Annotated in this window: 11 protein-coding genes and 1 tRNA gene; 6 read left to right on the plus strand and 6 right to left on the minus strand. The window is 46.6% G+C overall.

Annotated features, from left to right (window positions below; translation table 11 throughout):
- The first annotated feature begins 317 nt into the window (after positions 1-317).
- A complete protein-coding gene (locus tag SPI9445_RS0115425; protein WP_164674532.1) occupies positions 318-3,797 on the plus strand; it encodes a GAF domain-containing protein in 3,480 nt (1,159 codons plus the stop codon).
- A 35-nt stretch (positions 3,798-3,832) separates the two neighbouring features.
- Here the strand turns inward: SPI9445_RS0115425 and SPI9445_RS0115430 are convergent, their stop codons facing one another.
- Positions 3,833-4,273: a hypothetical protein gene (locus SPI9445_RS0115430; protein WP_017305672.1), complete on the minus strand. Its 441-nt coding sequence runs from the start codon at positions 4,271-4,273 to the stop codon at positions 3,833-3,835.
- 181 nt (positions 4,274-4,454) lie between these two features.
- Between SPI9445_RS0115430 and SPI9445_RS0115435 the strand changes: the two genes are divergently transcribed.
- Positions 4,455-5,306, plus strand: coding sequence for a class I SAM-dependent methyltransferase (locus SPI9445_RS0115435; RefSeq protein ID WP_033374868.1), 852 nt, complete (start codon positions 4,455-4,457; stop codon positions 5,304-5,306).
- 89 nt (positions 5,307-5,395) lie between these two features.
- Positions 5,396-5,468 (plus strand) — tRNA-Thr (locus SPI9445_RS0115440).
- A 69-nt stretch (positions 5,469-5,537) separates the two neighbouring features.
- On the opposite strand, the gene SPI9445_RS0115445 is transcribed toward SPI9445_RS0115440, so the two are convergent.
- Positions 5,538-6,185 carry a phosphoribosylanthranilate isomerase gene (locus SPI9445_RS0115445; RefSeq protein WP_017305674.1) on the minus strand — a complete coding sequence of 216 codons (648 nt, stop codon included), beginning with the start codon at positions 6,183-6,185 and terminating at the stop codon, positions 5,538-5,540.
- Between the two features lie 156 nt (positions 6,186-6,341).
- Here SPI9445_RS0115445 and psaK point away from each other — a divergent pair, with 156 nt between their 5' ends.
- Both psaK and SPI9445_RS0115455 read left to right on the plus strand, forming a co-directional pair.
- Complete coding sequence (psaK, locus tag SPI9445_RS0115450; protein ID WP_017305675.1) at positions 6,342-6,614, plus strand: photosystem I reaction center subunit PsaK; 273 nt, start codon at positions 6,342-6,344, stop codon at positions 6,612-6,614.
- Positions 6,615-7,256: 642 nt separating this feature from the next.
- The gene (locus SPI9445_RS0115455; RefSeq protein ID WP_026079835.1) at positions 7,257-7,649 is read left to right on the plus strand and encodes an FHA domain-containing protein; all 393 of its coding nucleotides are present in this window, start codon (positions 7,257-7,259) and stop codon (positions 7,647-7,649) included.
- Between the two features lie 240 nt (positions 7,650-7,889).
- Here the strand turns inward: SPI9445_RS0115455 and SPI9445_RS0115460 are convergent, their stop codons facing one another.
- The 3 genes from SPI9445_RS0115460 to SPI9445_RS0115475 form a co-directional block, all read right to left on the minus strand.
- Complete coding sequence (locus SPI9445_RS0115460) at positions 7,890-8,654, minus strand: alpha/beta fold hydrolase (protein WP_202803707.1); 765 nt, start codon at positions 8,652-8,654, stop codon at positions 7,890-7,892.
- Positions 8,655-8,658: 4 nt separating this feature from the next.
- Positions 8,659-9,171, minus strand: coding sequence for a flavodoxin FldA (gene fldA, locus SPI9445_RS0115465; RefSeq protein WP_017305678.1), 513 nt, complete (start codon positions 9,169-9,171; stop codon positions 8,659-8,661).
- A 287-nt stretch (positions 9,172-9,458) separates the two neighbouring features.
- Complete coding sequence (locus SPI9445_RS0115475; protein ID WP_017305680.1) at positions 9,459-10,487, minus strand: chlorophyll a/b binding light-harvesting protein; 1,029 nt, start codon at positions 10,485-10,487, stop codon at positions 9,459-9,461.
- Positions 10,488-10,888: 401 nt separating this feature from the next.
- Between SPI9445_RS0115475 and SPI9445_RS30670 the strand changes: the two genes are divergently transcribed.
- Entirely contained in the window at positions 10,889-11,860 is a 972-nt protein-coding gene (locus SPI9445_RS30670) for a universal stress protein (RefSeq protein ID WP_017305681.1), read from the plus strand.
- A 158-nt stretch (positions 11,861-12,018) separates the two neighbouring features.
- Here the strand turns inward: SPI9445_RS30670 and SPI9445_RS0115485 are convergent, their stop codons facing one another.
- Positions 12,019-13,095, minus strand: a complete 1,077-nt coding sequence (locus SPI9445_RS0115485; protein ID WP_017305682.1) for an ABC transporter ATP-binding protein — start codon at positions 13,093-13,095, stop codon at positions 12,019-12,021.
- Positions 13,096-13,213 lie beyond the last annotated feature (118 nt).

The following is a 13,213-nucleotide window of genomic DNA, read 5'->3' on the forward strand; positions in this document are numbered from 1 at the left end:
AAAGGCATCGGGGGGAGGAAAGCGTGGTAAATAACTTCTTCCCCCTTTCTTAAATGTCGCAAGAGGACTCCCGTTACAGCGCAGCTTAACGGTAACATGAATGACGACCAAGTAACTCCGACTGAACGCAGCGAATCCTTGCTACAGCAATCATTAATGAATTTGGGGACGGCGTTCACTAACTTCTTTGAAGGAAGGGAGAAGTTTCCTAAATTCAAAAGTAAACATGAGATATCCTGATTTGCGATTAACTGTTACCGACCCGAAAATCTAAAATAATGATGTGGGAAGCTTTGGAATTTTTGATATCACCTGATTTGTACCAACCTCAAGGGAGTTGTTATCTTTGGCAAACGCCCCTCCTTTGGTTATTTGCGGTTAGTGATATCGGTATAGCGATCGCATTTTTTACCCTTCCCATCCTTTTGTTGTATTTTTTCTGGCGCAGACGGGATCTGCCTTTCTCGGGGATTTTTGCGATTCTCGCGGCGTTTCTCCTATCGGCTGGACTCAGTACCTTACTTAATTTATGGACTGTTTGGTATTCCAACTATTGGCTATCTGGGGCTTTTAGATTGCTGACAGCCATCTTTGCTCTGCTAACTGTGGTTAGGGTTGTTCAAGTTTTTCCCGCTAGTTTATCCTTAAAAACTCCAGAATTTTTGGAAGATTTGAATCAAAAGTTAAAACAGGAAATTCAAGAACGGCAAAAGGTTGAGATAGCCCTACAAACCCTAGTAACAGGTACAGCCTCAGTTACTGGTCGTGAATTTTTTCCCGCCTTAGTTAAACATCTTGCCCAAGCTTTAGAAGTCGATGCCATTATGGTGACAAAAATTATGGCTGATTCTCCTTGTGTCCTAAAAACTCTGGCGTGTTGGCAGGATGGAAAATTACAAGAAAATCGGGATTATTGTTATTTAGGTTCACCTTGTAGCCAAGTGATTGAACAGGGCGAAAGCTACTATTTTGCTATGAATTTACAGCAATATTTCCCCAACAGTGAACTCTATCAAAATCTACCCGCAGATGGCTATTATAGTGTTCCCCTTTGTGATGGTCAAAAACGGGTAATCGGTAGTTTGTGTTTAATCCATCGTCAGCCGTTATTACTAACTGAACAAACCCAAGCCATTTTAAAAGTTTTTGCCGCCCGTGCTAGCACCGAATTACAACGACAAAAAGCCTTAGAAGCTCTCCACCAAGCCTATGATGAATTGGAGGAACGAGTGGCAGAACGGACAAGAGAATTGGTGCAAGCTAACCAAACCTTAGAGGCAGAAATCCAGATGCGTTGTGCAACGGAAACTGCCTTGCAGGAAAGTCAAGATTTTCTAGATCGCGTGTTAAATGCGATCGCCGATCCTATTTATGTTAAAGATCGTCAGCACCGCATCACGACTATTAATGAGGCTTTTTGTGACATGGTAGGTTGTCCTCGGGAACGTATTCTAGGGAAAACTGATTTTGATCTATTTTTCCCCGAAGAAGCTGAGGCTCTTTGGAAAGCCGATGAGAAAGTATTTATCCGTCAACAGGCAACTAATAATGAAGAAACTTTAACCACCCCCTCGGGAGCCGTGCGGGTTTTTTCTAGCAAAAAAATCACCTTTAGAGATGCTTCTGGGGAATTGCGCTTAGTGGGGATTAGTCGAGACATTACCCAGCGTAAACAAATGGAAATTAACCTGCGCAAAGTGGCTGAACGAGAACAGGCTATTTCTCGCGTCATTCAACGGATGCGGCAGTCTTTAAATCTCCAAGATATCTTTAATGTCACCACGAAAGAACTCCGTCATGCGGTGAAGTGCGATCGCGTTCTCATCTATCGTTTTAAACCTGACTGGAGCGGGGAATTAGTCGCTGAATCCGTTGCCAGAGGCTGGAAAGTTCTTGTTTCTGAACAAAGTAATCCGACTCTGACCCAAGTTGCTATTAATAAAGCCGAATGTGCGGTTAAAAACCTAGACAGTGACAATGTTCTGATTCAAGATACCTATTTACAAAGCAACCAAGGCGTTTTTACGAGACAACGTTCAAGTTACCGTTGTGTGATTGACGTAGAATTAGCGGGTTTTGATGCGTGTTACTTGGATTTATTAAAAGAAATTGAAGCAAAAGCCTATATTATTGTTCCGATTTTTCGGAGCAATCAACTGTGGGGTTTACTGGCTGTTTATCAAAATACATCCCCCCGGTATTGGCAAGAATCGGAGATTAAAATGGTTATGCAAATTGCCATTCATTTAGGCGTAGCCGTGCAACAAGCGGAACTATTCTCCCAAACCCAAGAACAAGCCGAACAACTGCGCCAAGCCAAAGAAATCGCCGACCAAGCCAACCGAGCAAAGAGCGAATTTCTCGCCAATATGAGCCACGAGTTACGCACTCCTTTAAATGCTATTTTAGGCTTTGCTCAACTGATGGCGCGTCATCCTAATCTAATTGCTGAACAACGCCAATATGTAGATATTATCAATCGTAGTGGGGAACATTTATTGGATTTAATTAACAACATTCTCACTATGTCTAAGATTGAAGCAAGACAGGAACAATTAACCCTGAAACACTTTCATCTTCCTCAATTTTTAGAAGCGTTAGAAGCGATGTTAGTTCTCAAGGCTGTTAGTAAGGGGATTAGTTTAAACTTTGATCTTGCTCCGGATCTACCTTGTTTTATCATCACAGATGAAAATCGACTGCGCCAAGTTTTGCTGAATTTATTAGGCAATGCCTTGAAATTTACAGAACAAGGGGGTGTCACCCTGGGTGTGGGTTTTTTGAGGCAGGAGGAAACCCCGGAGATGCTCCAACTAGACAACTCCTCAGATGAAATGTCCTCCTCGTCTTGTTGGCTCTGTTTTGAGGTTCAAGATACTGGCCCGGGTATTGCAGAACATGAACTGGCTCAACTCTTTGACCCCTTTACTCAAACGTCAACGGGTCTAAAATCGGGGCAGGGTACGGGTTTAGGGTTGCCTATTGCCCAGCAGTTTGTGGGGCTGATGGGGGGTGAAATTACGGTGCAAAGTGTGGTCAATCAGGGGACTTGTTTCCGGGTTATCCTGCCTGTGGAGGTGGTGGAAGATTCTCCCGAAAGTCCATCGGAAGGGAGTAGTTCTCTCGGACAAGTGTTAGCTCCTCATCAACCTATTTATCGGATTTTGGTGGTGGAAGATCAAATGACCAACCGTTTGGCTTTGGTGACGTTGTTGGTACAGATGGGTTTCCAAGTGCGGGAGGCGAAAAATGGTCAGGAGGCGATCGCGATTTGGGAAACTTGGCAACCTCATTTAATCTGGATGGACTTACGGATGCCTGTTTTGGATGGTTACGAAGCAACCCGCCAAATCCGCACTAAGGAGCGTCAAGGGGAGTCTCCCACCGCTTTCCCCGTGAAGATTATCGCTCTAACCGCTAGCGCCTTTGAAGAAGAACAGGAGCAGATTCGGGAGGCTGGATGTGATGATATTGTGCGCAAACCCTTCCGAGAAAAAGATCTAATTCAAACCTTACAAGATCATTTAGGGGCGGAGTATGTCTCCACCCCTAACCCTGTTTACTTGGCTGTTACTCCTTCCCCCAATCTATCAACATCGGATTCTTTAGAGGAGCTAATTGAACAGCTACCTGCGGCTTGGAAACAAGAGTTTTTGTATGGGGTGCAAGCTTGTAGCGATCGCCTCTGTCAAGAATTAATCGACCAACTCCCCCCAGAATACGACCAGTTAGCCCAGCAACTCCATCAACTCATTGATGACTTTCGCTTTGACCAACTCTTAACCCTGCTAGAGTGACAACCCAGAAAGATAGAAACAGTCCCCATCTCCCCTTAATTGCCTTGGCAATAGGTGTTAATCCCTTGGACTAGCTCCTGTTCCGGTTGGGTTGCTCGTTGTAAATTGGCCAGGGCTGCTTCTGCTCTAGGACGGTCTTTTTTCTCGAAGGCATCGACAAAATTTCGGGTCGCTTCTGCGGTTTGAGCATACATTTCAATAAAACCGCTTTGGTAGGTTTGCAGTTGCTCATCGGTCAATTCTAGTGCTTTCATTCCCTCTGCGGCCTGTTCCATCGCATCAGCCGCTTGTAACATGGCTTGGGGTTCGTTGGTTTGTCCACCGTTAGTCAGCTTTTTCGCTTCCTCTACGGCTCCATTAGCAATTTGAATAATACTTTTGCACTGAGCATCCCGACTGGGAGCGCAGCCTAAAGCGGTGAAGGCGAGTATAACCGCAAGAACTATTGTCAGGGTTGAACAAGGCAAGGCGCGCATAGGACTCTCCTAAGATCAATTCGGCTAAAAGTCTAAAGTTGTGGGTTAGCAAATGACGAGGATGTGTTGTTTCTTCACCGTTGGAGAGAGCTACTCCGGAAATGGTCTTCCACTCAAAAAGCCTTGCTATACAATACAATATTAGGACGATTCTCAGGTTCATCTGATGGAGTGGAGTCTGATGGCAGTTGGTCAAAATACCCTATGGGAGAGATTTCTCCAACCCGTGATCCGTCCTTTGATTAATGAGGCGGAAATTAATCAACTCTATGAAGGGATTGATTGGGACACAGAAGGCGATCGCCTGCGCAACCCTAATGTAGTCTATCCCGATTATTACAAAAGCCAAAACTTTCACGGTATCGCGGAAGGGTACTTGAATCCCCGCGCGGCTGTCTCCTATGATCCCATCACTCAGTATGTTCTCCCCCCCAATGAACTCTGGGTGCGTCAAGCCTTAATTGAACAAATTGGCGGTACTCCCCACCGTATCCTTGATTTAGGTTGTGGTACGGGTTCAACGACTCTCTTGTTGAAAAAAGCCTTTCCTCAAGCGACGGTGATCGGGGTGGATTTATCCCCCTATATGCTGGTTATGGCTGCCTATAAAGGGGAAAAAGCGGGCTTAAGGATTGATTGGCGACAAGATAGGGCTGAAAGTACCCAGTTTCCCAGTCAGTCTTTTGATTTAGTCACGGCCTCTCTTCTGTTCCACGAAACCCCCCCCGAGGTTGCCCAACGAGTTTTAAAGGAAGCTTTTCGCTTGCTGGTTCCGAATGGGCAGGTTTTGATTCTAGACGGCAATCAAAAAACCCTCCGTTTTAGCAGTTGGCTGACAGAAATTTTTGAGGAGCCCTATATTCAAGATTATGCTCAAGGGAATGTCGATGCTTGGATGGGATCGGCTGGCTTTGAAGCGGTGAGAACGGAGGATTTTTGGTTTCTGCACCAAATTACACGAGGTCTAAAACCCCACCCAGTTCGTCATCCGGAGTCTCCGGTGAATTTCTCGGGGATGCCTTTTCCGGCATAAGGGGTTGTAGTATGGCATGGCTTGTCACTGATGGACAAGTTCGCTATAATGAGTAATGGCTTGCTGGGGTATGCCCTAGTCATTCCAACGCTCTCTTAGCTCAATTGGCAGAGCAACTCACTTGTAATGAGTAGGTTATCGGTTCAAGTCCGATAGAGAGCTTACCTGAAAAAAGCTTATACAGCTTAGGGGTTGTGGGGATTTACTCAGTCACCACACATCCCTATTTACTCAGTGTTTACTCAATTCTCGAAGGTTGTTCATCACCTGCCATAGTCGGGCGACTTTCTGTAAATCTTTATCTCCGGGCGATCGCTCCACACCACTAGAAAGGTCGATCCCACTAGGCTGGACTTGCTTTAAGGCTTCCCTAATATTCTCCGGTGTGAGTCCCCCGGCTAAAAACCAAGGCACGGGGGGCGCAAAATCCATTAAGTCCGCCCAGTTCAAAACCTGACCTGTTCCCCCATACTGTTGGGGGTGGTAGGCATCCAACAGGACAGCATCCACAAAAGGGGCGTAGTCCTCCACCGTCTGGAGATGTTGGGGGGTTTTGACGCGCAGGGCTTTCCACAATTCTACACCTGGCACTTCTTGCCTCAAGGCTTGACAAAAACGGGGGGACTCCTCCCCATGTAGCTGTATCCCGGTTAAGCCTGTCAGGGTCACAATCTCTTGAATTTCCGCTAAAGATGCGTTGACAAATACCCCTATTTTGTGCAGTCCGGGGGGCAAGGTCGCGAGTAGGTTTTTGAGGTGGGGAGGGGAAATAAAACGGGGGGAACGCTCAACACAAATGAAACCCAAGGTGGTGATTCCCAATGCGGCGATCGCCTGTCCCTGTTCCGGTTGGGTAATTCCACAGATTTTGATACGCATTATTACGAATGACAAATAATTATAAAGATTTATTGTATTTTATGAATTCAAGTGTGAAGTATTTCAACAAAGATCCAAGGAAGAGGGCGGAAATTTTTATAATTTGGGGGAATTTTTTAAGTATTTTAGCAAAAACGAGGAGTAAAATTCCCTATGATGACGACAAGCCTATTGCCCCTATTGGCGACCACCGCCAGCACCTCGGAATGGAATTTATCCATTGGGATTGTGATGATTGTCTGTAATTTAGTGGCGATCGCCCTAGGTCGTTTTGCCATCAAAAACCCCGGCCAAGGCCCTGACCTCCCCATTTCTAAACCCGCACTATGGGAAGGTTTCGGACTCACTGAACTCCTAGCGACCGGAAGTTTTGGTCATATTTTAGGAGCAGGGGTTATTTTAGGTCTGACCAACGCGGGAGTTCTTTAACAAATTTTCCGGGAATTCCCCAGACTACAATCCGTTTTACGGCGGTGAGAAGGTCAAGACCAGAAACTAGATTCAGACAGCATAGGGAGATCCAGCATAAGCCCCCAGCGACTCTCCCTGTGCTGTCTTAGCTGTTTTAGGGGGGAGTCCGTCAGGAATGAATTTTGGTCAAGCAATCAACTAGGATATCAGGTTAGAGTTGGGGGCGTTTTGAGTATGATCTCAATTACCCGGATCTTAGTCGGATGGCTCGGAAAATAATGAGTAGGATTGCCCTTGTCCTTGAATCAGGAAACTTCATTCTTGCTTTTGGCCGGATGGAGTAGTTCCCCTCAGTGAGTTGTCAGATGAAAGAGTTAAGCCCTAAAATGACAAGTACCCAGTCACCCAGTCCCCAGTTTAATTATTCCCAGTTCAAGCAACTAAGCGCGATCGCCTGGTTTCATTCCCACTCTTCCATTCAGACCCGCCCATTCAGACGGCATCCCGGTCTAGAGTTACGCTGATCTAACAGCAAGGGCAGGATATTATATCTAGGACATTCTTCCTCGGATACTACTCCTTGCCTTAACTCTGATCCATACTAGAGTGCTGGACTCAAAAACAGCAAATGTCAATCTATTAAACCCCAAGCAAGCATCAGTGATCACTCTAACTCTGCTGCATCCTCTCCAAGCGGTTCCAGTACAAAGCTGGACTTTTGAACCCAATTCTGTCATTCGTATTGGGCGATCTACCGATAATGAAGTTGTTTTATATAGTGCAGTTGTTTCTCGTCATCATGTGGAAATCCGCCCAGGTGCCACCACAGACTGGGAAATTGTCAACTTGGGGGCTAATGGAACCTATATTGATGGCAAGCGCATCACCCGCACCGAGGTTGTGAATGGGATGGTCATTCGTTTAGCAAGTTCAGGACCACAGATTCAGATTCGGATTGAAGAAAAAGACGGGGATGATACTAAGTCCTCTTCCTCCAAACGGCCCTTACCACCTTTGGGAGAAGATCGTTCCAAAGACACCTTAATCACCTGATATTCAGGGCAATAGGGGCAGAACTCGCTTTTTTCAACAGCAATGTAGGGTTTGCTGAATAAGTCCGAGAGTCAGGTATCGGGAGTCAGGTATCGGGAGTCGGGAATCAGGAATCGGAAAAAGGCAATAGTCAAGAGTTTTGGCTATTCACTATTCCCCTGCTCCCCCGCTCCCCTGCTCCCCCATTCCCTAGCCCAGTTGTTCGGCAGACGCTAGGGTAGGGTTTGTTGGCGATCGCCGTCAAAGGAAAGCGCTTTCCTGTGCCAGTTGATTCTCATAGACTTTAGCCTGCCAAAAGTTGAGGATTTGTTGTCCCACTTCTTGGGGGTAGAAGTAATGGAAAAAATAGCGTCCTCGGGGATATTGCCAAAGGCGATCGCATTTTTTCAGCCAACAAGACCATTCCTCACACATTTCGTGACCCACCACCTCATCATCCTCACTGCCACAAACCAACAGAGGAACATCGACCATCCGGGGGTGAAATTGCAACTGTTTCGCCAAAGTATGAGGAGAGATGGAGGTTTGTAGATCCTCCTCCAACAGTCGCACTAATTGATGACTCATAAAACCCGATTGATAGCCAAAGAGACTATTCACCATTTGCAACAACAGAGGTTGTCGTAAACAGGGCAGTTGGGACATTTTGCGGTAATAGTAGGCCTGCCAATCCATCCCCCCATCAACCCCAACGGATAATAAGGTGAGCGATCGCACCTTTTCGGGATAGCACTGCCCATAGAGTAAGCCCAACAAGCCACTAATCCCATGACCCACCAAATGGACAGGATGCTCTAAGGTCTTTAAGTAATGATGCAGCAGAATCACCACATCTTCCAAACACAAAGGTTTGTCTAAATTCGGACAATATTCCCAGTGAGCCACGGTACAATACCGAACCAGATATTTTAACAACGGTCGATCTAATTTTTGCAACGCCGGACTCCCATTCAACCAAACCACATCAGGCGTTTTTTTCAGTCGAGAATGTTCTACCAGTTTCACCACACTATACTCCAAATTCTTGTTTAATCTGTGCCACCCAAGCTTTAACCCGACTCTCCGTTAAATCACTTTGATTATCTTCATCAAGTGCCAACCCCACAAAACGATTATTTTTCACCGCTTTGGACTCATTAAAATCATAGCCATTCGTCGGCCAATATCCGACCGTCTTTCCTCCATTTTGGCTAATTTTTTCCTCTAAAATTCCCATAGCATCTTGAAAATTATCAGCATAACCAATCTGATCCCCCGCGCCAAAATAAGCCACCTTTTTTCCTGAAAAGTTAATCTCATCCAACTCATCATAAAAGCCTTCCCAATCACTTTGGAGTTCCCCCACATTCCAAGTGGGACAGCCGATAATTAAACACTCGTATTGCTCAAAGTCTCCCGCTTCGGCTTTAGAAATATCCTGAAGTGTAACCACACTGTCCCCACCGAATACCTGCTGAATCAGTTCAGCAATCGTTTCAGTATTGCCCGTTTGCGTGCCGTAAAATAAGCCAATTTTTGCCATGATTTTTCACTCCATGTAAGTTAGTCAGATCAAAAATTCTCTAAGCCAGCCATCCTGACAATTTGGATGGCTGCACTCCTGAAACAGAACAAGACTGATGTTCAGGGGTTTCTATTACATCAATCAGGGGTAAAATTTGACGACAATTGGGACAATACCAATACAATCCTCGGTGATTGATATGTCGTAAAAGTTTGTTAGAACAACAAGGACAATCCATGATCAAATAGTGTGAGAGACTGAGGTTTTAAATGAGGGAAAAAACACATCCCTCAATGGTAATAGGCTTAGGATTCTAAGGAATTAAATGCCCGTTCAATGCGCCGAAAATCAAAACCTAGAGCGCGGAGTGCGTGCCACAAATGCCCTTGTAAGAAGAAAAAGGCTAGGAAGAAATGGGCATTGGCTAACCAACAACGGGCTGTATGAGTCCCAAAGGGTAAAGAGGCGGTATCCGCAAAATAAGGAGCAATGCCTAGTTTAATTTCTAGGGGCGCGCCGTAAAATTCAACCGGATAAGCCAGGGGATTCACTGCGCAGAAATAAGCGGCGACAAATCCAGCAAGAGCAATCCCCCCCAAAGAGTAGGAAAGAATCGCTTCCCCCGAAAAAATCAGCACTTTTTTCGCCCAAGGAAGGGGGGGAACTAAGATATGCCAAACACCGCCTAAAATGAGCATTATTCCTACATAAATATGACCGCCCACCAAGTCCTCTAAATTATCTAGGGAGGCAAAATGGGTCTGATAGCCGTAGATGATGGCAGGATTAAGGGTGGGTTCCGTCACGACGCGCACTGTTTGGCTGGCCACGTCATACAGTCCACCCCAGTACATGGCTTTCCCTACCAGTAAAAGGGCTCCCATACCGAGAAAGAGCAGATGATGACCTAAAATCAAGCCCAACTGTTTGGAATCATCCCATTGGAAATGGAACTTTTTCGCCTGACCAGATGCGGTTTTCAGGTCTTCTGGAGCTTTAAAGGTATGGAAAAGAGCTCCCGCACCGAGGACGGCTGAGGCAATCAGGTGAATCACTCCCACCACAAAGTAGGGGTAAGTGTCCACCACTTCGCCCCCTTGACCGACACCGAAACCCAAGGTCGCTAGATGGGGCAGTAAAATCAGCCCCTGTTCTCCCATGGGACGCAGGGGGTCAAACCATGAGATTTCGTAGAGGGTAAATGAGCCAGCCCAAAAGGTAATTAGGGCGGCTTGGGCAACATGAGCGGCAATAAATAAACCCGAGAGATTGGCAAAGCGAGCGTTTCCCGCCCACCAGTTGTACTGGACTTTGGGATTGTCGTAAGTTTGCATATTGAGTCAATTACAGATGGTTTTGTTGGCTACTTATTGACTATAACTTGCAATAAGCTTTCAAAAATTAGTTTAGAAGAATTCTCAATAAAAAAATGTTAAGTTTTGTTAAGCTTGGGCAAAGGGGGGAGTCGGGAAAATGCCTTTTTATCAAATGGTCTGTAGTAGGGGTAATTCATGAATTACTCCTACACCCCACTCGGGAGTTGAGAATGGGCTGTTATCTCCAATAGGGACTACTCCATCTTGAATTTTGGTAGCAAGTTAGTGAATAAGTTTCTCAAATAGAGAGGGAATAGGAAAGAGAATTATTAGTAATAATGGGGGGGAGTCCCCTTGGCGGCTCATCCGGTGAGATGATAGAGATAGCGCCACCATGCAATGGGGAGGGAGGACGCATCATGACAGAAACACGAGAATCCATTAAATATCAACGGGTCTTAGTCGGGGTGGACTGCTCCACACAGGCGGAATTTGTGGTAGAACAGGCTATTCGCATGGCTCAATACCATCACGCTCAATTGTTGATTTTCCATGCTTTACCTTTTGATACAGACTTGAATGCGGGGTCTTATAGTGATCTTTATGGCCAGAATTTGAGCTATTTTGCCCGCACTATGCAGGAAAAACTGGAGGCGGAAGGGGAACAGGTGCGGGAATGGCTCTCGGCTTATTGCGATCGCGCTACACAAGCAGGAGTCCAAGCGGATTGGGATTGGCGAGTGGGAGATCCTGGCCGGAAGATTCAGGAATATGCCAAAAAATGGCAGGCTGACCTGATTGTTTTAGGCCGTCGGGGGGTGAATGGCTTGCTCGAAATGTTTATGGGGAGCGTGAGTAATTATGTGGTGCATCATAGTCAGTGTTCGGTGTTTGTGGTGCAAGGTCTGCCCAAAGATACCGAACAAGTTACCCACCAACGCATTTTGATCCCTCTCGACCAGTCTAAACATACTGACAAAATTTTGGCTCTGGGGCTACAGATGGCTAAACAGGAAAAAGCGGGGGTGATGCTACTCCATTGTCAACCCTTAGAAGACCGAATTGATTATTTCCGCGAGGCTTATAGTGAGGAGTTTTTACACCGCACTCAGGCTTTACAGAATGAAATTGTGCAGAATACGCAACGAGACGAAAAATGGCTCTCGGACTATGCCCAAGAAGCGATCGCCCAAGAAATTCCTACAGAATGGGAGATTAAACAGGGGGATGCGGGTTTTTGGATTCGCAAAGTAGCCGAAACGTGGCAAGCGGATCTGATTGTCATTGGTCGTCAAGGTCACTCGACTTTAACGGAGTTTTTCCTCGGTAGTGTGAGCAATTATGTCATTCACCATGCCCCTTGTTCGGTTTTGGTTCATCAAAAACACTAGAATTCATGGCAAGGGAACGGGGAGCAGGGGAGCGGGGGAGCAGGGGAATAGCTAAAACTCTTGACTATTCGCGACACCCGATTCCCTAGGGCGCAAGTATTGCGCCCCTATACCGACACCCGACACCCGACTCTCGGACTTATTCCGCAAGCCCCACCCTAGGACGCGGCAGGAGTGGGGAGGTCTAGGGGGAATAAGCGCAGACTTTGGGGGATGACCGAGATTTGCACCTTAGTCCCAATGGCTAAGGCTTTTTGCTGGGTGGTGCGTGCCATTAATCGCTGTCCGGTGGTGGTTTCGAGGCTGTAATAGTGTTCGCGACCTAAAAATTGGCGATCGCGAATCACCCCATTTCCCCCCTCATCAGGCTGCAAAATCAGATCCTCCTGACGCACCATAATTTCCCCCAACTCCTCCTGAGTCTCGGGCAACTCAAAAAACCCCAACTCCGTTTTCCAACCCTCCGGTCGTCGTTGGGCGGGCAAAAAGTTCGCCTGGGTGACAAATTCTGCCACAAAACGGGAAGACGGTTCTAAATACACCCTCTCTGGTGTCCCTAACTGTTCTAAATTGCCTTGCTGCATCACCCCCACCCAGTCAGAAATCGATAAGGCCTCCTCTTGGTCATGGGTGACAAAAACTGCTGCCGTATGAGCCGCCTTGAGAATCATCCGCAACTCTTGCCGCAAACGCAACCGGACTTGAACATCTAAGTTGCTTAATGGTTCATCTAGCAACACCAAAGCCGGACGAGGGGCCAACGCCCGAGCCAAGGCAACACGCTGTTGTTGTCCCCCAGACAGTTGATAGGGGTAGCGTTGGGCTAAACCTTCCAACCCCACTAAATGGAGGACTTCCCCGACACGCTGGCGCACACTCTGGCTCATTTTCTTGCCCTGTTGCAACCCAAAGGCAATATTATTCGCCACCGTGAGATGGGGAAACAGAGCATAGTCCTGAAAAACCATCCCCACCCCCCGCCTTTCTGGGGGCAACCATTGCCCTTGGCCGGCCACCCTTGTTCCCCCAATCTCTACCCAGCCCTGATCTGGTTCTTCAAACCCCGCAATCAACCGTAAGAGGGTGGTTTTGCCACAACCCGACGGGCCAAGTAAGCCCAGTAAGTCCCCTTCTTGTAGCTGAAGACTCACTTGATTAACCGCCGGAATGCTTCCGGCGGCGTAGGTTTTACTCACGTTTTCGAGGGTGAGAATAATGAGTGATTGAGCAGTCATGGGCAGGTTAAAAACAGACGAACAGTAAGGAAAAGCTAAAACTTCTCAAAAACAGACCGAATTTTATTGTAAAGTAGTTTTTGCAAGTAATTCTCATTAATTTTTAAATTTAGTCTTT

Origin of the sequence: Spirulina subsalsa PCC 9445 (assembly GCF_000314005.1) — a bacterium.
Lineage (GTDB): Bacteria > Cyanobacteriota > Cyanobacteriia > Cyanobacteriales > Spirulinaceae > Spirulina_A > Spirulina_A subsalsa.